Source organism: Azospirillum aestuarii (assembly GCF_016632405.1).
Classification (GTDB): Bacteria; Pseudomonadota; Alphaproteobacteria; order Azospirillales; family Azospirillaceae; genus Azospirillum; species Azospirillum aestuarii.
Genome location: NZ_JAEPIV010000004.1, coordinates 241,164 through 267,823, shown reverse-complemented (window position 1 = coordinate 267,823; position 26,660 = coordinate 241,164). Strand labels below are relative to the sequence as shown.

12 protein-coding genes and 1 pseudogene are annotated in these 26,660 nt (G+C 71.3%); 10 read left to right on the top strand and 3 right to left on the bottom strand.

The window, feature by feature from the left end; genetic code table 11:
• Window positions 1–287 precede the first annotated feature (287 nt).
• From JJL56_RS12265 to JJL56_RS12250, 4 genes are all read left to right on the top strand, one after another.
• Window positions 288–1,490 (top strand): CaiB/BaiF CoA transferase family protein, encoded by a 1,203-nt coding sequence (locus JJL56_RS12265; protein ID WP_186452853.1) that lies wholly within the window; start codon window positions 288–290, stop codon window positions 1,488–1,490.
• A gap of 137 nt (window positions 1,491–1,627) precedes the next feature.
• On the top strand, window positions 1,628–2,545 hold the full coding sequence (locus JJL56_RS12260) for a LysR substrate-binding domain-containing protein (RefSeq protein ID WP_051140760.1): 918 nt from the start codon (window positions 1,628–1,630) through the stop codon (window positions 2,543–2,545).
• Window positions 2,542–3,051, top strand: coding sequence for a thioesterase family protein (locus JJL56_RS12255; RefSeq protein ID WP_145624288.1), 510 nt, complete (start codon window positions 2,542–2,544; stop codon window positions 3,049–3,051). The genes JJL56_RS12260 and JJL56_RS12255 overlap by 4 nt, the downstream gene beginning before the upstream one ends.
• 274 nt (window positions 3,052–3,325) lie before the next feature.
• Complete coding sequence (locus tag JJL56_RS12250; RefSeq protein WP_200485253.1) at window positions 3,326–5,866, top strand: ABC transporter permease; 2,541 nt, start codon at window positions 3,326–3,328, stop codon at window positions 5,864–5,866.
• Window positions 5,867–5,878: 12 nt separating this feature from the next.
• Here JJL56_RS12250 and JJL56_RS12245 read toward each other — a convergent pair whose 3' ends face one another.
• Both JJL56_RS12245 and JJL56_RS12240 read right to left on the bottom strand, forming a co-directional pair.
• Entirely contained in the window at window positions 5,879–6,937 is a 1,059-nt protein-coding gene (locus tag JJL56_RS12245) for a serine hydrolase domain-containing protein (RefSeq protein ID WP_145624292.1), read from the bottom strand.
• Between the two features lie 237 nt (window positions 6,938–7,174).
• Window positions 7,175–7,324 (bottom strand): annotated as a pseudogene (locus tag JJL56_RS12240) (IS256 family transposase); the annotation flags it as partial.
• A gap of 393 nt (window positions 7,325–7,717) precedes the next feature.
• On the opposite strand from JJL56_RS12240, the gene JJL56_RS12235 reads away from it, so the two are divergent.
• Window positions 7,718–8,323, top strand: a complete 606-nt coding sequence (locus JJL56_RS12235) for a DedA family protein (protein WP_145624294.1) — start codon at window positions 7,718–7,720, stop codon at window positions 8,321–8,323.
• Window positions 8,324–8,362: 39 nt separating this feature from the next.
• Here the strand turns inward: JJL56_RS12235 and JJL56_RS12230 are convergent, their stop codons facing one another.
• Window positions 8,363–8,566: a DUF3008 family protein gene (locus JJL56_RS12230; RefSeq protein WP_145624296.1), complete on the bottom strand. Its 204-nt coding sequence runs from the start codon at window positions 8,564–8,566 to the stop codon at window positions 8,363–8,365.
• A gap of 368 nt (window positions 8,567–8,934) precedes the next feature.
• Here JJL56_RS12230 and JJL56_RS12225 point away from each other — a divergent pair, with 368 nt between their 5' ends.
• From JJL56_RS12225 to JJL56_RS12205, 5 genes are read left to right on the top strand one after another with little or no spacing between them, the layout of a single operon-like run.
• Window positions 8,935–21,540 carry a non-ribosomal peptide synthetase gene (locus JJL56_RS12225; RefSeq protein WP_200485252.1) on the top strand — a complete coding sequence of 4,202 codons (12,606 nt, stop codon included), beginning with the start codon at window positions 8,935–8,937 and terminating at the stop codon, window positions 21,538–21,540.
• 17 nt (window positions 21,541–21,557) lie between these two features.
• Complete coding sequence (locus JJL56_RS12220; protein WP_247891044.1) at window positions 21,558–22,538, top strand: TauD/TfdA family dioxygenase; 981 nt, start codon at window positions 21,558–21,560, stop codon at window positions 22,536–22,538.
• Complete coding sequence (locus JJL56_RS12215) at window positions 22,535–24,184, top strand: ATP-binding cassette domain-containing protein (protein ID WP_145624302.1); 1,650 nt, start codon at window positions 22,535–22,537, stop codon at window positions 24,182–24,184. Before JJL56_RS12220 ends, JJL56_RS12215 begins: the two co-directional genes overlap by 4 nt.
• Window positions 24,181–25,833 carry a cyclic peptide export ABC transporter gene (locus JJL56_RS12210; RefSeq protein WP_145624304.1) on the top strand — a complete coding sequence of 551 codons (1,653 nt, stop codon included), beginning with the start codon at window positions 24,181–24,183 and terminating at the stop codon, window positions 25,831–25,833. Before JJL56_RS12215 ends, JJL56_RS12210 begins: the two co-directional genes overlap by 4 nt.
• On the top strand, window positions 25,833–26,594 hold the full coding sequence (locus JJL56_RS12205) for a thioesterase II family protein (protein WP_211111841.1): 762 nt from the start codon (window positions 25,833–25,835) through the stop codon (window positions 26,592–26,594). Before JJL56_RS12210 ends, JJL56_RS12205 begins: the two co-directional genes overlap by 1 nt.
• The last annotated feature ends 66 nt before the right edge of the window (window positions 26,595–26,660 follow it).

The window sequence follows — 26,660 nt, the reverse complement described above, 5'->3', positions numbered from 1 at the left end:
TCCGCTCCCGGCAAGATCAAGACTACCGGACACAGTTCGTGTCACAAGCAGAAAAAACGATGCGGTCCGGTGCACGGAACGCACCAATGCTACACCGGGCAAATCCATGGAACGGTGCCTTCCATGCACCGGATTGGGCCAAACTAAGCGATTGTTTTCCGGCCGCCGTGGCGCAAGCCTTTGGGTATCGCATTCCCGCCGCCGCCCTGGACCGGACCGGTTTCCAGCCGGGCGCGCGGCCCCGCCCGGCCCGCCTGCACGGCGTCCGGCCATCCGAAGGATCATGCATGCTCAACACCGATACGCAACGCCGCGAAGGCCCCCTGGCCGGCGTGCGCGTGGTCGATCTCACGCACATGTTGGCCGGCCCCTACAGCACCTGGCTGCTCGGCGCGCTGGGGGCGGAGGTGATCAAGATCGAGCGTCCCGGCAAGGGCGATTTCACCCGCATCATTGCCCCCTTCAGCGAGGAGGAAAGCATTTACTTCCTCAGCGTCAACCGCAACAAGCGGAGTCTGACGCTCAACTTGAAGGAGGAAAAGGGCAAGGAGATCTTCAAGAAAATCGTCGCCACCTGCGACGTGCTGGTGGAGAACAACCGGGCCGGGGCGATGGACCGGCTGGGGCTGGGCTACAACGATCTGAAGGCGGTCAATCCGCGGCTGGTCTACGCCTCGATCTCCGGATTCGGGCAGGACGGCCCCTACCGCCACCGGCCCTGCTTCGACGTGGTGGCCCAGGCGATGTCCGGCATGATGAGCATCACCGGCGAGCCGGGCGGCGATCCCTGCCGGGTCGGCGCGTCGATCGGCGACATCGGGTCCAGCCTGTTCGCCGCCGTCGGCATCCTCGCCGCCTTGCAAAAGCGGGTGAGCAGCGGCGAGGGCAGCTTCATCGACGTGGCGATGCTCGATTGCCAGCTCGCCCTGATGGAGAACGCCATCGCCCGCTTCCTGAACGCCGGGGAGACGCCGCGGGCGCTGGGCAGCCGCCACCCGCTGATTGCCCCCTTCCAGGCCTTCCCCACCGCCGACAAGCCCATCGCCATCTGCGTCGACACCAACGAGCAGTGGGACCGGATGTGCCGCGCCATGGGCTTGGAGCATCTGCTGTCCGACCCGCGCTTCCCCACCGGCTCGGCCCGCAACGCCAACCATGCCGAGTTGGAGCCATTGCTGCGCGAGGTCTTCCTCACCCGCGGGCGCGACGCTTGGCTGGACGCGATGGAGGACGCCGACGTCCCGGCCAGCCCGATCAACAGCGTGCCGGACGCGCTGAACGACCCCCAGGTGGTCCACCGCAAGATGGTCGTGGAGGTGCCGGAGGGCTCGGGCAAGCGCTTCGCCGCCGTGCCGATCACCATGCCGGAGGCCCCCCTGCCCGCGGAAAGCCCGGCGCCGCGGCTGGGCGAGCACACCGACGCCATCCTGGCGGATCTCGGCTTCAGCCCCGATGAGATCGGCGCCTTCCGTCGCGACGCGGTGGTGTGATGGCCGGCGGCGCGGGGGGAGAGCGGCGGGCGGCGGGCGGCGAAGGGGCGCGTGCGGTGCTGGCGGAAATGTTTCATACTGCCGCCGGGATCGCTCCCAGCCTCGCCCCGGCTTCCGTCCACAGCCCAAAGGTCCGCATGGCGCGCCGCCTTCCGCCCCTTCTCGCCCTCCGCGCCTTCGACATCTTCGCCCGCCAGGGCACGGTGCGGGCCGCCGCCGACGAGCTGGCGGTGTCCCACACGGTGGTGTCGCGCCACATCCAGAATCTGGAACAGGCGGTGGGGGTGAAGCTGGTGGCGAAGTCGGGGCGCGGCCTGTCCCTGACCCGCGAGGGCATCCGCTACGCCTCCCAGCTCCGCCGCGCCTTCGACCTGATCGGCGAGGCCAGCAACGAGCTGCGCAACGGCGGGATGGAGGCGGTGCACATCTGCTGCCTCGCCGGGCTGGCGTCGCGCTGCCTGCTCGCCCGCCTGCCGGAGCTGGAGGAGGCGCTGACCGGGCGGGAGGTGATTCTTCAGCCGACCTCGACCCGCCCCGACTTCAGCCGGGAGGAGGCCGACGCCGAGATCATGTATCTGGAGGACGGCGGCTCCGTCGCCGATGGGCTGCGCTCGGAGATGTTCGCGCGGCCGCGCATCCTCGCCATCGCCAGCCCGGAGTTCAAGGCGCGCTACCCCGACGTGCGCACGCCCGCCGACCTCGTCGGCCTGCCGCTGATCCACGAGCAGTCCACCGGCATGTGGGAAGCTTGGCTGGAGGAGGCCGGCATCGCCGACATCCCCCGGCTGCGCGGCCCCCGGCTGTGGCAGGCGCATCTGACCATCGAGGCGGCCCGGCTGGGGCGCGGCGTGGCGCTGGTCAGCGACCTGCTGGTGACCGAGCCGCTGGCCAACGGCGAGCTGGTGGAGATGGTGGACAGCAACGTCACCATCGGCGGCTATTACTTCATCGCCCCGGTCCACCGCTGGAACACGCCGGTCATCTCCGCCATCCGGCAATGGCTGCGCGGCGTGTTCCCGCCGGACCAGACCTCCCCCCTTCAAGGCACCCCATGACCCAGGACCACGCCCTGCCGCCGGACATCTTGCCGTCCGACATCCTGCTGTCCGGCGTGCACACCGTCGAAGAGAGCTGGATCGACCTTTACGGCCACATGAACATGGTTCGCTACGTCGCCCTCTTCGACGAGGTCGGCTACGCCCTGATGGAGCAATGGGGGCTGGGTGAGACCTACACGCGGGACGAGGGGTTCGGCCTGTTCGTGGTCGATGTGGCGGTGCATTACCGGCGGGAGCTGCGCGTCGGCACGCCCCTGCGGGTGGCCCTGCGGCTGCTCGACGCCGACGACAAGCGGCTGCTGAGCCTGCTGGAGATCCGGCGTGCCGACGACGGAACGGTCGCGGCGACCATGGAGCAGCTGTCGATCCACGTCGATCTGCGGACCCGCAAGGTGACGCCCTTCCCGCCGGCCATGGCGGAGCGCCTGCGTACCATGGCGGCGGTCCAGTCCGCCCATCCCCTGCCACCCCGCCACCGGCGGCGGCTGCACTGCCGGGGTTAGCCGCGCGCAATCGCCTTTATGGCCCTCGCCCCTCCGCTCACGCGCAAACGAAGTTTGCGCTGACGCGACAGGCGGACCTTTGGTCCGCCGAAAGCGGGGAGAGGGAGGGGACCCGCGCCGCAGGCGTGGGGAGGGTGAGGGGGATGCCCGTGGCGCCAGGTCCGGCAAAGGCGCACCCCCCTCACCTTTCCCTCTCCCTGGAGGGGAGAGGGAAAATGCCAAACCCGACAGCAGCGCGACCGAAGCGGTTGCCGGCCGGCGGGACCTTCACGATATGTCCGCCATGACTCATCTGCGCATGGCGTTGCGGCTGGCTTGGCGGGACCTGCGGGGCGGCGTCGCCGGACTTTGGATCGTTATCCTCGGGGTGGCGCTGGGCACCGCCATGATGGCCGCCGTCGGCTCGCTCAGCGGCGGCGTGCTGGAGGGGATGCGGGCCACCGCGCGCGAGGCGGTCGGCGGCGACCTCTCCCTGCGCCTGTTCCACGCACCGGCCACACCGGAGCAACGGGCTGTCCTCGACACGATCGGCAGGGTCGGCGAGACGGCGGAGTTGCGACCCGTCGCCTCGACGGTGAGAGGCGACGCCCGTACCCTGGTCGAGCTGAAGGCGGTTGAGGGAAGCTACCCGCTGGTTGGCACGGCGGCGGTGTCCGGAGCCCCGTCGCTTGCCGACGCGCTGGCCCAACGGGACGGGCGATGGGGCGCCGCGGTGTCCGCCGACCTCCTCGACACGCTGGCGCTGGGCATCGGCGACCGGCTGCGGCTCGGCGCCGCCGAGGTCGCGATCCGCGCCGTGCTGGAGCATGAGCCGGACCGGGCCTTCCGCGCCTTCTCCCTCGGCCCGCGCGTCGTCATCGACCGCCAAGCGCTGGACGTGACGGGCCTCGCTGAGCCGGGGATGCCCGTCTACTGGTACTATCGCCTTGTCCTGCCGGAAGCGGACCGGTCCGAGGCGGTCCTGCGCGATCTGAAAGACCGCTTCCCCGACGCGGGATGGCGGATCGTCGATGCCTCCAACGGCATTCCGGGCGTGGACCGCACCGTGCACCTCGCCCGCGCGCTGTTCCTTCTCGGATCGCTGGCCGTCCTGCTGATCGGCGGCGTCGGCGTCGGCCGCGCTCTGTCGGCGCATCTCGCCCGGCGGTTGCCGGTCCTGGCGACGCTGAAGGCGCTGGGCGGCTCGCCACGCCTCCTCTTCACCGCCTTCCTGGTGCAGACGCTGGCCGTGGTCGGCGTGGCGTTGCTGATCGGCCTGGGGACCGGCGCCGTTCTGGCCGCGTCGGCGGTGCGCGCCCTGCCGCTCGATTGGATGCCGGAAACGGGCGGCGCTGTCGATCCGGCGGCCCTGCTGTTGGCCGGGGCGGTCGGGCTGCTGGCGGCGCTGCTCTGCGCCGTGCCGCCGCTGGCCCGCGCCGCCGGGAGCAGTCCCGCCGCGATCTGGCGGGGGGCGGTGGACGGCTTGGCCCAGCCGGTGGGGTGGCGGACCCGTGGCGCCGTCGCGCTTCTGGCTCTGGCGCTCGCCGGCCTTCTCGCAGCCTGGACGGGCATGCCGCTCGCGGTCGCCGGCTTCCTCTTCGTCGCCGGGCTGGTGGCGGCGGCGTTTGCGCTGCTGGGGCGCGGGCTCGCGGGGATGGCCCGCCGGCTGGCGCGCGGACGGCGGCCGGTGGTCCGGCTGGCCGTCGCCAACCTCGGGCGCCCCGGCGCACCGACGGTCCCGGTGGCCGTCGCGCTGGGCATCGGCCTGACCCTGCTGGTCGCGGTCGGCGTGGTCGGGCAATCCGCAACCGGCCATGTCGCGGCGACGCTGCCGGCGCAGACGCCCTCCGTCGTTGTCCTGAACATTCCCCCGCCGGACGGCACCCGCTTGAACGAACACCTCTCCGCCCTGCCCGGCGTCGGGCGGGTCGAGACGGCGCCCTTCCTGCACGCCCGGATCAGCCGCCTCAACGGCGTCGCCGTCACCGAGGCGGATGCCCCGCGCTCCGTCGGCTGGGCGGTGCGCGGCGACCGCGGCCTGTCCTGGCGCGACCGCCCCGTCCCCACCGACCGGATCGTGGCGGGGGATTGGTGGCCCGAAGGCTACGCCGGTCCGCCGCTCGCCTCGCTGGACGCGCAGGTGGCCGGCCGGCTGGGCCTGACGGTGGGAGACAGCGTCACGCTGGCCCTGGCGAGCGGCCCGGTGACCGCGACCGTCGCCAACCTGCGGCGCATCGACTGGACGCGGCTCGACCTGGATTTTCCGGTTCTCCTGTCCCCCTTCGCCCAACCGCCGCCGCACAGCCTCGTCACCGCCGCCTGGTCGCCACCCGACGCGGTTTCGGCGGTGGAGGCGGCGGTGGCCGAGGCGGTCCCGCAAGCCCCCACGATCCGCGTGGCGGAGGTGCTCGACACGCTCGGTTCGACCGTCCGGACCGTGCGCGGGCTTCTGAACGGCCTGTCCGCCGTCGCACTCGGCGCGGCGGCCGTGGTCCTTCTCGGCGCCATCGCCAACAGCGCGCGGCGGCGGCTTCACGAAATGGCGATCCTGCACGCCCTCGGGATCGGGCGGTGGTCCATGGTTCAAGCGGTGGTCCTGGAATTCACCATTCTGGGCGCCGCCGTCGCCGCGGTCGCGGTGCCGCTCGGCTGGGTCGGCGGGGCAACGGTGGTCGCCAGCCTTGCCGACGGCGCTCCTCTGCCTGGAAGCGCTGTTCCCCTGGCCGTCTTCGTCGGCACCATTGCAGCGATGGCAGCGGTCGGGGCCGTGCTGGTGGCCCGCCTGCCGCGACGGGACGTGATGCGGCGGTTGCGCAGCGATGCGCTGTCCGCCTGATCCGCCGGCCCGTCAGGCCATCTCCGCCGCCGGAATGATCGCGTCGGTCAGCAGGGCGTTGAGAAGGCCGACATGGCCATCCGAGCGCGCCGGCCGGCCGGGGTCGGAGGTGACGACGACGGTCAGCCCCAGGCCGGGCACCAGATAGAGCATCTGCCCGCCGTAGCCGCGCGCGTAGGCGATGCGGTGCCCCTTCGCCTTGGCGAGGAACCAGCCGTACCCGTAGTCGTCGCCGGAGAAGGGGGAGCGGGTGCGCGGCACCCAGGACGCCTCCACCCAGGCGGCGCTGATGACCGGCTGTCCGTTCCACTGCCCGCCCTGCCGCCACAGCTCGCCGAAGCGGAAGAGGTCGAGCGGCGACAGCGCCATGTTGTTGCCGCCGAGATAGAAGCCCTGCGGGTCGCGCGTCCAGGACGGCACATCGATCCCCAGCGGCTCGCCCAGCCAGTCCCGCGCCAGGGACAGCAGGCTGCGCCCCGACGCGCTGGACAGCGCAGCGCCCAGCAGGTGGTAGCTGCCGGTCGAATAGAGCATCCGCGCGCCCGGCTCGGTGACGAAGGGACGGCGTAGCGCGTCGGCGACCCAGTTGCGGCTGTTGATCCAGCGGCCATAACCCGGCCCGGAAGTCGGCTCCAGACCGGCCTGCATGGTCAGAAGGTCGGCGATGGTGATCCGGCGCACCCGCGGATCGACGGCCGCCGGAACCAGCCCCGGCGCCGCCTCGGCCAAAGGAACATCGACGCCGCGCAGGACCCCGCGGTCGATGGCGATGCCGACGAGCGAGGCGGCGATGGTCTTGGACACCGACTTGACGTTCACGGCGCGGTTCACCGCCGGCCCCCGGAAGGCCTCCGCCGACACCACTTCCCCATGCCGCCCGATGACCAGCGCGTGGATCTGATCGAGCCCCGCCGCCTGCTTGATCGCCCGGTCCAGCAAGGCCGGATCGAACGCGGCCCCGGCCGCCGGTTGGGCGGCAAGCAGCGGGCGCGCCAGGGCGCAGCCAAGGGACGCGACGGTAGCGGCGAGGACGGTGCGGCGGCCGAGCCGGAACGGCGGATTCGAGATCATCCCGGATATGTGGTCCCGCTTCGGTGCCATCCAAGATTGGGCTCTTCCAAGTTTTGCGTGGATCACCGGGGGCGTGTTCTGGGTTTCGAAGTTCGCGTCAGGCGCGGCCGAGGACCCGACCACGCAGCAGATCGAAGCCGGCCCGGCCATACATCGCGCGCTTGATCGCCTTCAGCCGGTTGACCTGCCCGCTGCTCCCCGGCTCGCTCGGCGCGGCACGCACCGCGTCCTCGTCGCGGCGGAGCGTTCGCCATGAGCGGCGCCGGTCAGCCCTTGGACTTCCAGTTCCATCAAGCGCTCGGCGGCAAAGCCGATCATCTCGCGCAGCAGATCGGCATCCGTGCCCTTCTCAAGCATCGCGCGAAACGCCATCACCTCGTCGGTCATCGTGGTCACCCTCGGTCGAGAATGTGTTGTGGTGACCAGACTCCACCGAAGAACCATGATGGCCGCCTGCTGTGGACAACCGGCCCGCCTACGCCAGCTCCGGGGGCGCTTCGGCGGGCCGGGTCCCCACAGCTCCTGCACCACATCAGGGGGCACGACCAAAGCACGGAAGCACGGAAGCCAGAGTCTTGCGAAAGACGATGTCACCATATATGGCACGGCCAGCTTGGAAAGACAGGAATTGTGGCAAATTTGACCACTTCCTCTGACTCGCGCTGACAGAAAATCAATGAGTTAGCAGAAATTTCCGACCGCGTTATGTGACAGCGCACAGAGCCGGTGAACTCCCGCGGCGCTGGCGGGTTATCCAGGCAACCGGAACCGGAGGACCGCGTGTTCGAGTGGATCACAAACATGGTCGAGAGCGGCGGCTACGCCGGCATCGCGCTTCTGATGCTGCTGGAGAACGTCTTTCCGCCCATCCCATCGGAACTCATCATGCCGCTGGCCGGCTTCGTCGCGGCCCGCGGGGATCTCAGCCTGCCGCTGGTGGTGCTGGCGGGCACCGCGGGTTCGGTGGCGGGAGCGTTGTTCTGGTACTATGCCGGGCTGTGGCTGGGCAGCGCGCAGCTGAAGCGGTTGGCCTCCCGGCATGGCCGATGGCTGACGGTGGCGCCCGCGCAGGTTGACGAGGCGACGGGCCGGTTCCGCCGGCACAGCGCGGCGTCGGTGCTGATCGGGCGCCTCATCCCGGCGGTGCGCACGCTGATCTCCGTTCCGGCCGGGATCGCCGGGATGGGGTTGGCCCGCTTCCTGGTCTATTCGACCATCGGAACGGCGCTGTGGTCGCTGGTCCTCGCCGGTGCGGGCTATCTGCTGGAAGGCCAGTACGACAAGGTGTCGGGTTGGATGGACCCGCTGGCCAAGCTGGTCATCGCCGCCATCGCCGCCTGGTACGCCTACCGCGTCGCCACGTTCCGTCCGCAGGAACAGAACTGACGGGGTCACCCCCGTCAGTGTCCCCAGAGCAGCCTGACATCAATCCTTCGCGTCATCCTTTGAACCACGAGTGGGCAGGTCCTTGCGCTTCGCGGACGCCATCTCCCGCAGTTCCTTTTCACTCATCGACTTGACCATTTCTTTTGACGCGCCGCGCAGGCTGGATTCCGGCTGCTCCCCGCGCTTGGCCGCCAGCGCCGCGCCGGCGGCCATCTGTTGCTTCTTGGACTCCGCCTTGCTCATGCGATCCCTCCACCCGTGATGTGAACGCTCCTTCCATCAACAGGGTTGGCGCGGATTCCGTTCTTGCAGGCCGGCGCTGCAACCTTTGATGAACCAGCCGCAACCCATCCGATCCGCCGTGACGGCAGCGATTCCCGTCGGAACGGAATAACCACACGTTGGTGTGTCCGAAGACGTTCCATGTCCGTAATGCGGCTTTTCCGTTTGTCAAAATCTCTTTAAGTTGTATCATTCGTTGACAATCCCTCCTTAAGACGTATTTTTGGCGATCTAATCCCTTTTTGGGACGCATATGACGTTTCTGTAAAAATTCGCCGCGAATTGTCCCGTCGGATCATTGCAACGCCGAAGGAATAGTGGGGACTTCGATGCCCGACACCACGCCGCACCTCCCCAACGTCGACCTTCCTCTGTCCAAAAGTTTCGGGCCGGTCAGACACTGGCCCGATCTTCGTCTGCACGAGGGGTTCGAACGGCTTGTGGAGCGGCATCCCAACGCCCCGGCGGTGGTGACGGAGGCCGTCATCCTCGACTATGCCGGGCTGGACGCGGGAGCCAACGCATTGGCCCATGCGCTGCTGGCCCTCGGGTTGGACAGGGAAGAGCCGGTCGGGGTGCTGGCGGAGCGGTCAGGCTATCTGCCGCAGACGTTCCTCGGGATTCTCAAGGCGGGCGGCGTCTACGTGCCGATGGTCGCCGACCTGCCGCCGGAGCGGCTGGCGAACATGGCGCGGCAAGCGGGGATGCGGCTGCTGATTGCGCTGGACGGTCTGATACCGCCGGACGCGCTGGCCGATGCCCTGTCCGCCAACGGCGGGGCGGAGCGGCCGCAAGCCGTCCTGCGCCCCGAATCCCTGGACGGGGACAGCCTCGCCAAGTCCATGGAACGCCCGAACCGTCCCGGCCCGGCGAACGGTCTGGCGAACGGGCTGGCGGTCATCCTCTTCACCTCCGGCTCGACCGGCCAGCCGAAGGGCGTGCTGATCCGGCACGACGCCTGCGTGAATCTGGCGCTCGGCCACACGGAGGCGCAGGGCGTCGGGCCGGGCGACCGGGTTCTGCTGTCCACCTCCCCCGGTTTCATCCTGGGCTTCCGCGAGCTGTGCCTGCCGCTGCTCTCCGGTGCCGCCTATGTCCCGGCCTCGCGGGCGCTGATCGACGATCCGGCGCGACTGCTCGAACACATGGCCCGGCTGAGGGTGACCATCGCCCTGTTCACGCCGTCCTACCTGCGGCTTCTGCGCGGGGCGGTGCCGGCGGGGCTGCGCATGATCCTGACCGCCGGAGAGCGGCCGAACCCCGACGACGCGCGGCATTACGCCCGCCACCTCGACTATTGGAACATGCATGGCGCCACCGAGGTTTGCGGCACCATCTGCATGCACAAGGTAAGCCCCCATGGCGACGGCCCGCTGCCAAGCGGGCGCCCCTTCATCAACAACGCCGTCCATCTGCTCGACCGCCACGGTAACGAAGTCCCCGACGGCGCGGTCGGGGAGATCCACGTCGTCGGGCGGGGCGTCTCGCGCGGCTACCTGAACCAACCCGAGCTGTCGGCGGAGAATTTCGTGGAAACGCGCTTCGGGCGCGCCTACCGCACGCACGACCTGGGGCGCTGGAACGCGGACGGCGAGCTGGAGACGCTGGGCCGCGCCGACGACATGGTGAAGGTGTCCGGCCAGTCGGTGTCGCTGGGCGAAATCGAACGGACGCTGCTGCGCCACCCGCTGGTCAGCCGCGCCGCCGTCCTTCAGCACCAGGGCCGCCTGACCGCCATCGTCGAGAGCGCCGATCCGGAGGCCGCGCAGGGGGAGGACTGGCGCGCGTTCCTCGGCCGCACCCTGCCCGCCTACATGGTCCCGGCGCGGGTCCGCGCCGTGGCGCGGATGCCGATCAGCTCCGCCGGCAAGACCGACCGCCGCGCCCTGCTGGCGCTCGCCGAGGAGGCTCTGACCGCGCCACGCGCCACGGGTGGAACACCGCCGCAGGGCGACCTGGAACGGGCCATCGCCGCGGTGTGGGAAGAGGTTCTGGACACCCGCCCGGTGATGCGGGACGACCCGTTCTTCGCCATCGGCGGCAGCAGCCTGCTCGCCATCGCGGTGGGCCAGCGCCTCCACGCGCTCGGCCATCCGGTGACGGTGCCGGTGATCCTGGCCTCTCAGACGGTGGAGGCGCTGGCCCGCCGCATCGCAGAACAGACAGACGAGGACACCGCCGCGCCGGACCTGACCAGTGGTCCCGCCACCGCCGGTCAGGAGGATTTCTGGGTCGCCGCCAAGCTCGGCCTCGCCGCCGTCGGGTCGCATGTCGTGCGCGTCCTGTCGGTGCGCGGCCCGGTTCCGGAGGTGGAGCGCTGGCGCGCCGCCTGGGCCGCGCTGCTCGAGCGCCACCCCGCCCTGCGCACCGCCTTCCACACCGATGCCGACGGGCGGGTGCGCTGGCGCACGGTTCCCACCGCCGGTTTGCCGTCCTCCGTCGGCTTTTCCGTCGACCGCTGCCACGTCCCGGAGGAGGCGCGGGAGCTGATCGCCGGCTACGCCGGGACGCCCTTCGCACTGACCGAGGCGCCTCTGGCCCGCGCCGGCCTGATGTTCATCGAATCCGGCAATGAGACGCTGTTCTGGTTCGTGCTGCACCACGCGGTGGTGGACGGCCAGTCCGCCCGCACCGTGCAGGAGGATGTCCTTACCCTGCTGCTGGGCCGCCCCTTGCCCTCGGCGCCGCACGGCGTCGCGCAGGCCGCGCGGGACGAGGCGCATCACCACCGTTCCGGCCGGGCGGAGCAGGACCGCGCCTTCTGGCGGGCCAAGCTGGACGCCCTGCCGCCGGAGGCGTTCGAGGAGCTTCCGCTCGACCGCCCCCGCCCAGCCACACCCGGCGGGCGCTCCGCACCACCCCTGGCGGAGCGGCTGGACGCCGCGACCACCGCGGCCCTCGCCGCCATCGCGAAGGCGCAGGGCGTCGGCCTGCACGGCCTGCTGCTGGCGATCCTGGCGGCGGAGACGCGGCGGCGCGGCGGACGGACCGACCTGATCCTGGGAACCGGCGTTTCGCTGCGCCCCGCAGGAGCCGAGGACGCCGTTGGGCATTTCGTCAATCTCGTGCCGGTCGTCCTGCCCGGCGTCACCGGAGCGTTGGCCGGACAGGTTCGCGCCGCCCAGGACGCGCTGACCGAGGCGGTCGGACACGCCGGCCTGCCCGCCAACCTGATCCAGCGTGAATTCCGCCAGCGCCGGCCCGACGCGCTGCCGCCCGCCCGCCCCAACCTCTTCGCGATGGCGCTGACCGCCAACCCGCCGCGAACCAGCATTGATCCGGCCAGTGGCCTGTCCCTCGCCCCGCGCCGCCTGCCTAGTGCGCTCGCCCACCCCGCCGCCGGCCTCGACCTCGCCTTCAGCCACGAGCCGGTGACGGCGGAGGACGGCGAAGGGCTGGAACTGGCGCTGTTGTGGAATCCGGACGTTTATACGGAGGACACCGCGCGCTCCTGGCTGGTCGGCTTCGCCGCCTGGGCGCGCTGGCTGGCCGCCGAACCGGCGCGGCTGGCGTCCCCGCTGCCCGCCCTGCTGCCGGAGGAGTCGGCCCTTCTGGAGCGCTGGGAGCATGGCGAGGAGCGGCCCCGTCCGGCCCACCGTGCCCATGAGCTGTTCGAAGAGATTGCCGCCCGCCTGCCGGACCGCCCCGCCGTGGTCACCCACAGCGGCGTGCAGACCTATGGCGACCTGAACCGGGACGCCGACCGCATCGCCGCCGCCCTGCTCCGCTGCGGTGTGGCGCGGCAGGAGCCGGTGGCGGTCCTGACCGGCTGCTCACCGGACCTGCCCGCGGCGGTGATCGGAATCTGGAAGGCCGGGGCGGCCTATCTGCCGTTGGCCCAAGACCTGCCGCCGGAGCGCATGGCCTATATGGTCCGCGACGCGGGCGCCCGGCTGCTGGTCGCGCTGGACGGCCAGCCCGTCCCGCCCGCCCTGGCCGATGCCATTCCCACGCTGATCCGTCCCGAATGGCTTGAGAGTTCCCCCGAACGGACCTCCGTGGCCGGGGCGCCGGACGACCTCGCCTACATCATCTACACCTCCGGCACCACCGGGCATCCGAAGGGCGTGGCGGTCCGGCACGACGGCTTCGTCAACGCCGCGCTGGCGACAGGGGAGACGGTCGGCTTGCTGGCGGACGACCGTATGGCGCTGACGGCGACGCCGGGATTCGACGCCTCGCTGTGGGAACTCGGGCTGGCACTGCTGCACGGCATGGCTCTGGTTCCCGTGCCGTCGGACCTGCGCGACGATCCCTGGGCGCTGAAGGACGCCTACGCGGCGTTGGGCGTCACCGTGGCCTTCCATGCCCCCTCCTATCTGCGGGTCAGCAAGGAGAAGCCGTTCCGTGGCCTGCGCATCCTGCTGACCGGCGGAGAGGCGCCGAACGCCGACGATGCCCGTCACCACTCCGCCGGGCCGGCCTTCTGGAACGCCTACGGCCCCACCGAGGCGAGCATCCTCGCGACCATGGGCCGCATCCTGCCCGACAGCGGGCGCAGCGGCCCGGTGCCCGCCGGACGCCCGCTGCCCAATGTCCGTGTCACGCTGCGCCGCCCGGACGGGACGCCGGTCCCGCCCGGCCTGCCGGGGGAGGTGTGGCTGAGCGGAGTGGGTCTCGCCCGTGGCTATCTGAACAATCCGGAGCTGACCGCCCGTTCCTTCGTCGAGACGGCGGAGGGCCGCTTCTACCGCACCGGCGACTTGGGGCGCTGGACGGTGGACGGCCAACTGATCCTGTGCGGCCGCATCGACCATCAGGTGAAGCTGCACGGCCAGCGCGTCGAGCTTGCCGAGATCGAGCAGGACCTGCTGGCCCACCCCGCCGCCGCACAGGCCGTCGTGCTGGTGGACGCCGCGGCCGAAGGCACCAAGGCCCTGCGCGCCTTCGTCCGCGCCAAGGACAGCGCCGCCCTTCCCGACGAGGAGGGGTGGCGCGCCTTCCTCGCCGACCGCCTGCCCGCCTTCATGGTGCCGGCCAGCGTGACGGCGGTGGACAGCCTCCCGCTGACGCCGGCGGGCAAGATCGACCGCGACGCCCTGCTCCGCCTCGCCCATTCCCATTCCGATGGCCACGCCGCCACGGCGGAGCGGGAGGCGCCACTGGACGGACTTGAAAGCCGCATCGCCGCCCTGTGGGGCGGTCTGCTGGGCGAGGAGGTCGCGCGTACCGACAACTTCTTCGCGCTCGGCGGCAACAGCCTGCTGGCGGTGACCATCGCGCACCGGCTGTCCCAGGAGCTGGGCGTGACCGTTCCGGCGCGCGCCCTGTTCGCCGCACCGACCCTGGCCGGCTTCACCCGCAAGGTGGCGGAGTTGCGCGATGCGGCAGCGCCCCAGGCCGACGCGGATGGCTCCGACCTCGCCACCGAAGGGGAACGGGAGTTCCGGGTGGCCGAAGCGGCGGGGCTGGACACGCGCCCCTTCATCATCCCGGTGATCCGCACCGTGGAGGGGGAAGTCCCGGACCCGGCACGCTGGTCGGACGCCTGGACAGCGCTCGTGGAGCGGCATGAAGCGTTGCGCACGACCTTCGCGGAGGACGCGGAAGGGTGCCTGCACCGCCGCGTCGCCGCCACCGTCGATGGTGCGCTGGAGCTGTCCACCCAGACCGGCCGCACCGCGGCTCTCGCCCACATTCGCGCCCGCCAGGGGGAACCCTTCGCCATGGCGACCGCGCCGCTGTGGCGGGCCGGGCTGGTGAGGCTGGCGGACGGCGGTTCGCCGCTGTTCTGGATGGCAATGCATCATTCGATTGGCGACGGACGCTCGGTCGGCATCCTGCTGGAGGAGTTGACCGCCCTTCTGGCCGGCGAACCCCTGCCACCCTTGTCTGCCCGCTACGCCGCCATAGCCGCCCGCGAGTTGCGCTATCTGGACGGCCCGGACCGCGCGGCGGACGAGGCCCATTGGCGGGAACACCTGTCCGCCCTGCCCCCCGAGGCCTTCGAGGACTGGCCGCTCGACACGCCGCGCGCCGCCGGGGCCACACCGGGCAGCCACCGGTTCGAGCTGCGTCTGGACCCGGCCACCGCCGCCGGGTTGAAGGCGGTCGCCCGCCGGCACGAGGCCAGCCTGCACGCCATCCTCCTGACCCTGTTGGCGCGCGAGGTGCGGCGGCGCACCGGACGCGGCGCCTTCACCATCGGGACCACCGGCGACATACGGGAAACCGCCGAGGACATGCGCGTCGTCGGCTATGGCGTGAACATGCTGCCGCTGGCCTTCCATCCTGTTGCCGGCATCCCCTTCGGGGCGGAGTTGCGCGCCACCCAGGCGGCTCTGGTCGGGGCGCTTCAGCACGCCCGTCTGCCCTTCGCACGGATCTGCCACGGCTTCTGGGCGGATCATCCGCAGCACCGCGACCCGGCGCGCTACCCGCTGTTCGACATCGCGGTGACGGAGAATCCGCAAGGTGCCCCCGCCGCCGGCCCGCTGCGCCTCGTCCGTCCCAATGGCGAAGGGCCGACCTATGAACGCACCGGCCACTCGCCGGGCCAGGACATGGTGCTGACCCATGAAGGGCTGGCCGACGGCGGGTTGCTGCTGCAATGGCACGTCAACGCCGTGCTCTACGCCCAGGACACGGCGGAACGCTGGTTCGACGCGCTGACCGGCTGGGCGCGCTGGCTGGGGGGCGACGAGGCCCGCGCCGAGGCGACGCCGCCCGCCCTGCTGCCGGAGGAAGAAGCCACTCTCGCTTCGTGGGAGCATGGTCCGGCGGCGGAGCGCCCTACGCTGCCCTTCCACGCGCTGTTCGAGCGGCTGATCGACCGTCCCGGCACCGGCCAGGGCGGACGCCCGGCGGTCATCGGTGCCGACCGCGTTTTGACCTACCGCGCGGTGGAGGCGGAGGCCAACGCCATCGCCCACGCCCTGCGTGAGCGCGGGGTGGAGCGGGGAACCGTGGTCGGCGTGCTGACCGGCCGCTCCCCCAACCTGCCCGCCGCCCTGCTGGGCGTGTGGAAGGCTGGAGCGGTCTATCTGCCGCTGGCCTCCGACCTGCCGGCCGAGCGGCTGGCCTTCATCGCCGGGGACGCCGGAGCGGCCCTGCTGCTGGCGCTGGACGGCGCGGCGGTTCCGGACGCGCTGTCCGCCCTGCCCGTTCTGCGCCCGGAAGACCTGTCCGCCGATTTCCGCGCGGCGCACGCCCACCGTTCGCAAGCCGCGACCGGACCGGAGGACACCGCCTACATCCTCTACACCTCCGGCTCCACCGGCCGCCCCAAGGGCACGCCGGTCAGCCACGGCGCCTACGTGAACATGGTCTTGGGCGCTGTCGAGACCTTCGGCCTGACCGCCGAGGACCGGACGCTGATGTTCGCCTCGCCCTCCTTCGACGTGTCGCTGTCGGACATCGGCGTGCCGCTGGCCGCCGGGGCGGCGCTCTGCGCCGTTCCCTACGAGGTGCTGAGCGCGCCGGCCCGCCTGATCGCTTTCCTGGCGGAGCAGCGGGTGACCGTCGCCGACCTCACCCCGACCTATCTGCGCCTGTTCGACGGGGCGGAATTGCCGTCGCTGCGCATCCTGGTGACCGGGGGCGAGGCGCCGCTGGCGGCGGACGTGCGGGCCTATGCCGGGCGGCTGCGCTATTACAACGCCTACGGCCCGACCGAGAACACCATCACCAGCGCCATGGGGCTGTTAAGCGCGGAGGACCGGGGCTTCCTGCCCGTCGGCCGCCCACTGCCCAACACGTCGGTCCACATCCGCGACGCGGCGGGCCGGCCGGTGCCGCCGGGGGCGGTGGGGGAGATCTGGCTGGGCGGCGCCAACCTCGCCTGCGGCTATCGGAACCGTCCGGAGCAGGAGGCAGCGGCCTTCATCGGGACGGGAAGCGGACGGCTCTACCGCTCCGGCGACCTTGGGCGCTGGCGCGCCGACGGCGAGTTGGAGGTGCTGGGCCGCATCGACGATCAGGTGAAGCTGAACGGCATCCGCATCGAACTCGGAGAGATCGAACAGGCGCTCAGCAGCCACCCCGACGTTGCGCAGGCGGTGGCCCTGGTGCAGGGCAAGGCCGGCGCGGCGCAGAGCCTGTGGGCCTTCGTCCGCCCCGTGCCGGGCAGGCCGGTTCCGGCCGAGGAGCCCTGGCGCGGCTGGCTGGCCGAGCGGTTGCCCGCGGTGATGATCCCGGCCGGGCTGATCGCGGTGGAGACGGTGCCGGTCACGGCGTCCGGCAAGGTGGACCGCGCGGCGCTGCAAGGGCTGATCGCCGGCCACGCCCCGCAGGGTGCGCAGATGGCGCCGCAGGGCCGGCTTGAGGAGACCGTCGCCCGCGTCTGGGCGGAGCGGCTGGGCCGCGGCCCGGTCTGGCGCGACGACAATTTCTTCGCGCTCGGCGGCCACAGCCTGCTCGCCATCGCCGTCGCCCATGCGCTGGAGACGGAACTGGGGCGCCCCGTCTCCGCCCGCGACCTGTTCACCGAGCCGATGCTGCGCGGCTTCGCCGCCCGCCTCGCCGCCGCCGCTCCTGCGGATTTCCCATCCGATGCCGAATCTGACCGCGCGACCGAAGGCCAGCGGGAGTTCTGGGTGGCCGAGCAGGCCGGGCTGGACGTCCGCGGCTTCAACATCCCCCTGACATTGGCGGTGGAGGGCGACCTCCCGTCCGACGACCGCTGGCGGGACGCCTGGACCACCCTCGCCGAGCGGCACGAGGCCCTGCGCACCGGCTTCCACGAAGATGAATGTGGCACGCTCCGCCGTGTCGTCCTTCCCGTGACCGACGTTCTGGAGATGCGGACGGCCCCCGACCGCACTGCCGCGCTGGACCTCATCCGGGAGCGCCAGACGGCGCCCTTCGCCATGGCCGCTCCGCCGCTGTGGAGGGCCGGGCTGGTGCGGGTGGCGGACGGCAGCGGCGCCCTGTTCTGGCTGGCCCTGCACCATTCCATCGGCGACGGCCTGTCCCTCGGCCTGCTGGCAGACGACTTGGCCGCATTGCTGCGCAGGGTGTCCCCGCCCGGCCGTGCGCCCGGCTTCGGCCGATCCGCCGCGCGGGAGGAAAACCACCTCGCCAGCGAGGCCGCCAAGGCGGACGCGGAGCATTGGCAAAACCTGCTCGCCGGGATCAACCCCGCCGCCTTCGAGGAATGGCCACTCGACAAGCCCCGTCCGCCGGTGCGCAACGCCGAAACGGCCAAGGGAAGCCATTGCCACCGCGTCCGCCTCGCCCCGGATGTGGCGGAGGCGTTGCGCGCCCTCGCCCGGCGCAACGGCGCCAGTCTGCACGCCCTGATGATGACCCTGATGGCGTGGGAAGTGCGGCGCCGCACCGGCCGGGCGGCGTTCCTGATGGGCACAGCCGCCTCCACCCGCGAAACGGTGGAGGAGGCGGGCGTCGTCGGCTACTATGTCAACATGCTGCCGGTGCCTTTCCAGGTGGACCGGAGCGAGCCGCTGGAACAGGCCGTCAAGGCCACGCAAAGCCGTCTGGCGGAAGCCTTGCGTCATGGCCGCCAGCCCTTCGCCCGCATTCATCAGGAGTTCCGGCGCCACCAGCCGCAGGCGCATCACCCCGCCCGCTACCCGCTGTTCGATTTGGCGGTGACGGAAAATCCGGCGATGGCCGCCCCACGGGGTGACGGGCTTCGCTTCGCGGCCATTGATGCCCTCACCAGCGGCGGCATCCAGTACGAGCTGCGCCACAGCGCCCCCGCCCAGGACCTCGTCCTGGTGCATGAGGGGCAGGCGGACGGTGGCTTGGTCCTCCAGCTCTACGCCAACGCCGCCCTCTACGAGCGGGAGACCGCCCAGGCCTGGACCTCGGCGCTGGCCGGCTGGGCGCGTCGGCTGGCCGATCCGCAGCGAGCGCGCGGCGAACCGCTGCCCGCCCTGCTGCCGGATGAGGAGACGCTGCTCGCGGCGTGGGAGCGCGGTCCGGCGATGCCGCACCCGGTTCCCTGCTTCCACCACCAGTTCGCCGCGCTGGCGCGCTCGCAGCCGGACCGGCCCGCTCTCATCACCGACAACGGGGAAGCCAGCTACGCCGCGATGAACGCCCGCGCCAACGCGCTGGCCCACGCGCTGCTGGCGCAGGGCTTGCGGACCGGCGAAGCGGTCGGCGTCCTGACGGAGCGCTCGCCCGCCCTGCCCGAAGCGGTGCTGGCGATCTGGAAGGCCGGGGCCGCCTACCTGCCGCTGACCCGCGACCTGCCGGCGGACCGGCTGGCCTTCATCGCCCGCGACGCCGCCATCCGCGTCGTCGTGGCGCTGGACGGCCACCCCCTGCCCGACGCGCTGGCGCAGGCCGGTTACGCCGTTCTTCGCCCGGAAACCCTGACCGAGGACTTCCGCGCCGCCCATTCCCATGAACCGGAGGCCGGGCAACGCAGCGGTCCAGGCGATCCCGCCTACATCATCCACACCTCGGGGTCCACCGGGCTGCCGAAGGGGGTCGTGCTGCATCATGGCGGGCTACTGAACCTCGGCCTGTCGATGGCGCGGATGATGGGCGTCCAGCCGGACGAGCGGACGCTTCTCAGCTCCTCCCCCTCCTTCGACGCCTGGATCTCCGATTCCGTGATGACCTGGGCGACCGGCGGCGCCCTCGTTCCCATCCGCCGCGCCGAGATGGACGACACCGCCGGGCTGCGCGCCAAGATGGAGCGGCTGGGCGTCACCTCCGCCACCCTGCCGCCCTCCTATCTGCGGCTGTTCGAGCAGGCGGACCTGCCGACCCTGCGCATCCTGATGACGGTGGGTGAGCCGCCAAACGCCGCAGACGCCCTGCACTACGCGGCGCGGCTGCGCTACATCAACGGCTACGGCCCGACCGAGAACACCGCCGCGGCCAGCATCGGCATCCTGCGCCCGGACTCGCCCTGGATGAGCGCAGGGCGCCCGCTGCCCAACACCGCCATCCACATCCTGGACGAGGATGGCGAGCCGGTGCCCCCCGGCGCCATCGGCCATGTCTGGCTGAGCGGCATGGGGCTGGCCATCGGCTACCTGAACCGGCCCGACCTGACCGCCGCCGCCTTCGTCGAGACGGCGAAGGGCCGCCGCTACCGCACCGGCGACCTCGGCCGCTGGCTGCCGAATGGCGAGTTGCTGGTGCTCGGGCGGTCGGACGGCCAGGTGAAGCTGCGCGGCCAGCGCGTGGAGCTGGGCGAGATCGAGCACCGGCTGGAATCCTACCCCGGCGTCCAGCAGGCGGTGGCCCTGGTGGACACGCCACCGGGGGGCACCCAGACGCTGTGGGCCTTCGTCAGCCTCGCCCCGGACGCCGCGGAACCGACGCAGGCCGCCTGGGCCGCCCATGCGGCGGCGGCGCTGCCCACCTATATGGTGCCGGCGGCGGTGATCCGGGTGCCGGCGATCCCGGTGACGGTGGCCGGCAAGGTGGACCGCAAGGCCCTGCTGCTGGCGCTGGCCGACCACGCCCCATCCGAAGGCGCCGCCTCCGGCGCCTACACCCCGCCGCGCAACGCGGTGGAGCAGCGGGTGGCGGAGTTGTGGGCCGAGCAGCTTCAAAGGCCCGTTCCGGGGCGCGAGGCCGGCTTCTTCGAACTGGGCGGCGACAGCCTGCGGGCGATCGCCGTGGTCAACCGCCTGCGCCGCGAATTCGCCTGCAAGATCAACGACCTCTACGAAGCCCCGGTGCTCGCCGACTTCGCGCTGCGGCTGCGGCCCCAGCCGGACCATCTTCACCGCGTCATCGCCGCCGTCCGATCCCATTGGCGGGACTATCAGGCGACCCTGCCCGCCTTCGACGCCGCCCGCGACCGGGCGCTGGCCGAGCAGCAGCGGGCCTACGAGGCGCGCAACGCGGCCTACGACGCCTTCGACGGAACGGAGCGGCGCGACTATGGCGAGGCGCTGCTGACCGGGGCCACCGGCTATCTCGGCGCCTATCTGCTGCGGGAACTGCTGTCCGATCCGGCGCGGCGGGTGACCGCCCTGGTCCGCGGGGGCGACGACGGGGCCGCCCGCGCCCGGCTGGACCGCGTGCTGGCCGGCTATTTTGGGGCGGCGGGCGGGGCCGCGCTGATCGGCGATCCGCGCCTGACCGTGCGGGCCGGCGACCTGCGCCGCGACGGGCTGGGCCTCCCCCCAACGGCGCACGGCGCACTGGCGGAGGGGGTGCGGGCGGTCTTCCACTGCGCAGCCAACGTCAACCATTTCGGCCACTACGCGGAGTTCCACGCCGACAATGTGGAGGCGACGCGCCGGCTTCTCGACCTCGCCGCCGCGCGGCGCGGCGACCCGGCAGACTTCCACCTGATCTCCACCCTGTCGGTCACCGGCAAGGCGCCGGAGGACGGCTTCAAGCTCGTTACCGAATACGACGCGGTGCCGGAGACGCTCGACGATAACTACTATGTCCGCAGCAAGCAGGAGGCGGAGCGGCTGGTCACGGCGGCGCGCAGCGACCTGCGCAACGCCAGCATCCACCGCGTCGGCAACGTCGTCTTCGCGGCGGAGGGCGGACCGCTGCAGTTGAACCTGCGGGACAACGCCTTTTTCCGGCAGCTGGCCGCCTTCGTGCGGCTGGGGGTGGTGCCCGACGATTCGCACGTCTGGCTGTGCCACGTTGACCGCGTCGCCTGCGCGGTGGCTTTGCTGGCCGGCGCCGCCGGCCTCGCCAACGAGACGCACCATGTGGAGAACCACCGCCGCGACACGCTGGCCGATTTCGTCACCTCGGCGGCGGGCATGGCGGGCGCGGTGCGGGCGGTCGGCTTCGACACCCTGCTCGACCGGCTGGAACGCGCCATCGGCGAACCCGACATGGACGGTGCGCTGGCTCAGACGCTGGAGGGCTTCGGCCTCTACAGCGGGCGCTCCCCCCAGATGCGCGGCAGGCGGCAGGAGCTGACCTCAGAACGCACGCAAGGTCTGCTCGGCCGCATGGGCTTCGGCTGGCCGCCGGTCCCCCGCGCCGGGCAGGCCGACATGCTGCGCGCCGCCGCAGACCTTTTCTCCCAATGAACGCCTGGGGACCTTTCATGCTGAACCACCTCCAAGACCTGGGCTTCCGCTGCGGAGAATTCACCGTCGAGCCGCTGCCCGACGCGGAAACCGGGCGGGTCCTCGCCGTCCTGGCCGCCCGCCACGGGACGGAGACCGACGCCGCCGCCCTCGTCCCGGACGGGCGGGAAACCGAGCTGCGCGGCGAACTGGCGGAGGCCGCCCCCGGCCTGTCCGCCCTGGCCACGGCGATCCGCGACCGGCTGGAGACCAGCCATAGCGGTGTGCTGATCCGCCACGCCCATCTCGGCCGCCACGACCTCGACACCCGCCGCCGCCTGCTCTACGCGCTGGCGGTCGGCATCGGCGCACCGACCGCGACCGACCGGATCGACCGTAAGGTGGTGTGGGACATCAAGGTCCGGCCCGAGTTGGTCCGCAGCGGCGGCGCCTCCACCTTCTCCGAGCACGCCGACGAGGCCGACTTCCACACCGACACCCAGTATTTCCCGACCCCCGAACGCTACATGCTGCTCTATTTCGCCCGGGCGGCGGCCTGCGGCGGCGGGCGGTCCAGCCTGCGCGACGCCCGCTGTGTCCGCGCGGCTCTGGCCGGCAGCGACGAGGGGCGCTGGGGGCTCGACCTGCTGTCGCGAACGGCGCTGCCCTTCCGCATCCCCGCCACCTTTACCCGCACCGGATCGCGGGACGCGGTGGAGGTGACCTTCGCCACCGTCTTCGGCGACCGTCCGCTCATCCGCTTCCGCACCGACACGCTGCGCCGCGGGCTGGCCGCCTGCCCGGAGCACGACACGCCGGAGGTCCGCCGCGCGCTCGCCATCCTCCAGGCGGAGTTGGACAACCCGGCGCGGCGGCTGGAGACCTTCATGGAGTCCGACAGCCTGCTGGCGATGAACAACCACGAGGCGCTCCACGGGCGCGGCGCCTTCGCCGACCCGGATCGTCACGCATTGCGCATCCGCATCGACGATGGCGCTCCGCAGGATCAGGCGCGATGAACCTCCTCCGCTTGCTGGGACGGCTCGGACCGGCGCCGCTGCGCCGGCTGGTTCTCTACGCGTTGGGGTCGGCCCTCTTCTCCACGCTGGTGCTCGCCCTGGTCAACCGCGGGGCGGAGGAGATCGCCGCGGAGAAGGCCGACGTCGTCAACGTGCCCCTGGCCGCCGCCTTCGTCGTCAGCGTCCTCCTCTACATGCTCCTGGAAGGCCGCATGGTCGCCCATTTATCGGCGGATGCGGAGGAGGTGGTGGACAGCCTGCGCATGCGGCTGCTCGACCAGATCCGCCGCGCCGACCTGTGGAAGCTGGAACGCTTCGGCCAGACCCCGCTGTTCGAGAGCGTGACGCAGAGCAGCCAGCTCATCTCGCAGAACTCGCAGTTCCTGGCGCTGACGGTGCGTTCGGTCCTGCTGACCGGAACGATCCTGCTCTACATCGCCACCATCTCGCCGGTCGCCTTCCTGCTGATCGGCGGGCTGCTGGGCGCCGGGACGTGGTTCTACGTCCGGCTGGGCCGCGCGCTGGAGGAACGGCAGCGCGCCATGATGGCCGAGGAGGCCGCCCTGTTCGAAGGCGTGTCGGACCTGTTCGACGGCTTCAAGGAGCAGCGTCTGAACAGCGCCCGCAGCCGCGACCTGAACGCCGCCTTCGGCACCGTGTCCGGCCGCACCACCACGGCCCGCGGCGCGGTTCATCTGCACACCTGGCAGCAGTTCGTGTTCGGCGAATGCGCCTTCAACCTGATGCTGGGCGTGGTTGTCTTCGTCGTGCCTACCTACTCCAGCGCCATCTCGGCGGAGCTGGTGAAGATCACCGCCGCCATCTTCTTCATGTCGGCCCCGGTCTTCGGGCTGATGCAATCACTGGCGGTGATGAGCGCCGCGGAGGCCGCCGCCGGACGCATGATGGCTCTGGAGGGCCAGCTTTCGGAACTGGCGGAGGCCGGAAGCGACGGCCCCACCCTGCCGGTGCCGGTCAACTTTGCCGAAGTGCGGATGGAGGGGGTGGAGTTCGCCTTCCCCGCCCCGCCGGGCGAGCCACCCTTCGCGGTCGGTCCCTTCGACCTGACCATCCGGCGCGGCGAGGTGATCTTCATCACCGGCGGCAACGGGTCGGGCAAATCGACCTTCATCAAGCTGCTGACCGGCCTTTACCACCCTCTGCGCGGGCGGATCACGGTGGACGGGGTGCCGGTCGGGCCGCAGCGCATCGCCGCCTACCGCGAGCTGATGGCGACCGTCTTCGCCGACTTCCACCTGTTCGCCCGCCTCTACGGCCAGGACGCCATCAACCCTCTGGAGGCCACCGACCTGATGCGCTGGCTGGAGATGGAGCGGGTCACCGCTCTGGAGGGCGACCGCTTCGGGCGGCGCGACCTGTCCGCCGGGCAGCGCAAGCGGCTGGGTCTCGTCGCCGCGATCCTGGAGAAGGCGCCGATCCTGATCCTCGACGAATGGGCCGCCGACCAGGACCCGCATTTCCGCTTCAAGTTCTACCGGGAGGTCGTGCCGGAGTTGAAGCGGCGCGGCCTGACCATCGTGGCGGTGACCCATGACGACCATTATTTCGACGTCGCCGATCGCCGCCTGCACATGGAGGAAGGCCACCTGATCGAACTGACCCTCGCGGCGGAGGGCGTGGCATGAGGCTGGCCGCCATCGTCCTGCGCGAGCTTCCGGAGAATCTGCGCACGCTCGCCCTGATGAACGTCCTGTCGGCGATCGCGACCGCGGCGCTGCTGTGGCTGGTCGACGCCGCCGCCAAGGATGCCGCCAAGGGCATCGTCAGCCCACGGCTTCTGGTGATGTACGCGGTCACGGTGACGCTGTTCGGGGTGACCCACAATTACGCGCTGATCACCGCGTCCCAGGACGCCGAACGGCTGATCCACAAGATCCGGCTGCGCCTGTTCGACCTGGTGCGCCGCGCCGACCTCGTGACCGTGGACCGCATCGGGCGGGCGTCGCTGCACGGCGTGCTGACCCAGGACACCCAGACGCTGGCCCAGACCCTGCCGCTTCTGGCGATCGGTGGGCAGCAGGCGGTGATGCTGGTCTTCCTGGCGGTCTATCTGGCTTGGCTGTCGCCGCTGGCCTGCGTGATGGCCTTCGCCTTCGCCGGGATCGCCGTGGCGGTGAAGGTCGCGCGGGTGCAGCGCCTGCGCCGCAGCATGATGGAGGCCGCGGCGGCGGAGTCGCGTGTCTTCGACGGGCTGACCGACCTGTTGCGCGGCTTCAAGGAGGTGCGGATGAACCGCCGCCGCGGCGACGGGCTGATCCGCGACCTCGCCGACGCCTCGTCCCGGGCGCGCGCGGTGAACGTGGACATGAAGGAACGGTGGGGCCGCAACTTCGCGCTGGTCGAGGCGATGTTCTACACGCTGATCGGCATGATGGTCTTCGTCGTGCCGCTGTTCACCACCGGCTATCACGCGGTGGTGGTGGCGGCGACCACGGCGGCCCTGTTCATCGTCGGGCCGGTCAGCACCGTCTCCTTCGTCACCCCGCTGGTCGCCCAGACCGAGATGGCCCTGTCCAACATCGAGGCGATGGAGGAGCGGCTGCGCGCCGCCGCCGGCAGTGCCCCGGACGAAGGGGCGGAGCGGCTGCCCGGCCCGCCCGCCGGCATCGCGCTTAAGGACGCCAGCTTCGCCTATCACGACGGCGAGGGCACGCCGGTCTTCGCGGTCGGGCCGCTGTCGGCGGAATTCCGGGCGGGGGAAATCACCTTCGTCACCGGCGGCAACGGCTCCGGCAAATCCACCATGCTGCGCCTGCTGACCGGGTTGATGCCGTTGAGCGGCGGCGAGCTCCTCGCCGACGGGGAGCCGGTGGCGGCGGAGCGGATGCAGAGCTACCGCGACATGATCTCCGCCATCTTCTCCGACTATCACCTGTCGCGCCGCCTCTACGGCGTCGCCGATACCGACCCGGCGCGCGTCAGCGCCCTGCTGGAGCGGCTGGAGATGCAGGACAAGGTGACGGTCGCGGACGGCGGCTTCAGCACCGTCGCCCTGTCCACCGGCCAGCGCAAGCGCCTCGCCCTCGTGGTCGCGCAGCTGGAGGACAAGCCGGTCATCGTGCTGGACGAATGGGCCGCCGACCAGGACCCGCATTTCCGCCGCGTCTTCTACGAGGAACTGCTGCCGGAGCTGAAGGCGTTGGGGAAGATCGTCATCTGCGTAACCCACGACGAGCGCTGGTTCGGCCTCGCCGACCGCGTTTATCACATGAACGAGGGCCGCATCGAGGAAAGCCACGCCCACCATCACCTGTTCGCGCTGGAACCGGCGTGATGGCCCCCACCCCATCCCCCTGGCTGCAAGGCTTCCGGCCGGTTTCGGCGCCGCGCCGCACCCTGGTCTGCTTTCCCTATGCCGGGGCCGGCGCCGCAGTCTTCCGGGACTGGGCGTCGGACGTCAGACCGGACACGGAACTGCTGGCCGTGCGCCTGCCGGGCCGGGAGAACCGCATCGGCGAGCCGCCACTGAACCGGGTCGAGGACGCCGTGCCCGCCCTCCTGGGCGCGCTGGACCCGCTGGAGGACCGCCCGCTGATCCTGTTCGGCCATTCGCTGGGCGCAGCGCTGGCCTACGCCACCGCCCGCGCCTTGGTGGAGCGGGGGCGTCCGCCCGCCCTGCTGGCCGTGTCGGGGCGTCGGGCGCCGCACCGGACGTCGCGGCGGCCACCCGTCGACGGGCTGGACGATGCGACCTTCCGCGCCCGTCTCGCCGCGCTGGGCGGCACTCCGCCAGAGGTGCTGGCTTGCGACGACCTGATGGAGCTGATGCTTCCCATGCTGCGGGCCGACTTCGCCATGTCCGACGCCTTCCTCGAACCTGATCCGCCGCCGCTTCCGGTGCCGGCCCTGGCCTTCGCCGGGGCGGAGGACACCGAAGTGATGGTGGAGGAGGTCGCCGGGTGGGAACGGCTCGCCGGCGCGGGTTTCACGCTGCGCACGCTTCCCGGCGGCCATTTTTTCCTGCACGAGCAGCGCGCCTCGATTGTCTCATGCCTGACGGAGGTGGCGTTCCGGGATGAACGAAAAGCGCAATAATTCTCTTTAATGGCAAATCCTTTGACGAAAACAACCGTATTCGTTAGCCCATATGACGGTGCCGCC

What these genes read in the sequence shown, in the direction of transcription:
- JJL56_RS12265 (WP_186452853.1), top strand. Translation starts at nt 288, where the DNA reads ATGCTCAACACCGATACGCAACGCCGCGAAGGCCCCCTGGCCGGCGTG.
- JJL56_RS12260 (WP_051140760.1), top strand. Translation starts at nt 1,628, where the DNA reads ATGGCGCGCCGCCTTCCGCCCCTTCTCGCCCTCCGCGCCTTCGACATC.
- JJL56_RS12255 (WP_145624288.1), top strand. Translation starts at nt 2,542, where the DNA reads ATGACCCAGGACCACGCCCTGCCGCCGGACATCTTGCCGTCCGACATC.
- JJL56_RS12250 (WP_200485253.1), top strand. Translation starts at nt 3,326, where the DNA reads ATGTCCGCCATGACTCATCTGCGCATGGCGTTGCGGCTGGCTTGGCGG.
- JJL56_RS12245 (WP_145624292.1), bottom strand. Translation starts at nt 6,937, where the DNA reads ATGATCTCGAATCCGCCGTTCCGGCTCGGCCGCCGCACCGTCCTCGCC.
- JJL56_RS12230 (WP_145624296.1), bottom strand. Translation starts at nt 8,566, where the DNA reads ATGAGCAAGGCGGAGTCCAAGAAGCAACAGATGGCCGCCGGCGCGGCG.
- JJL56_RS12225 (WP_200485252.1), top strand. Translation starts at nt 8,935, where the DNA reads ATGCCCGACACCACGCCGCACCTCCCCAACGTCGACCTTCCTCTGTCC.
- JJL56_RS12220 (WP_247891044.1), top strand. Translation starts at nt 21,558, where the DNA reads ATGCTGAACCACCTCCAAGACCTGGGCTTCCGCTGCGGAGAATTCACC.
- JJL56_RS12215 (WP_145624302.1), top strand. Translation starts at nt 22,535, where the DNA reads ATGAACCTCCTCCGCTTGCTGGGACGGCTCGGACCGGCGCCGCTGCGC.
- JJL56_RS12210 (WP_145624304.1), top strand. Translation starts at nt 24,181, where the DNA reads ATGAGGCTGGCCGCCATCGTCCTGCGCGAGCTTCCGGAGAATCTGCGC.
- JJL56_RS12205 (WP_211111841.1), top strand. Translation starts at nt 25,833, where the DNA reads ATGGCCCCCACCCCATCCCCCTGGCTGCAAGGCTTCCGGCCGGTTTCG.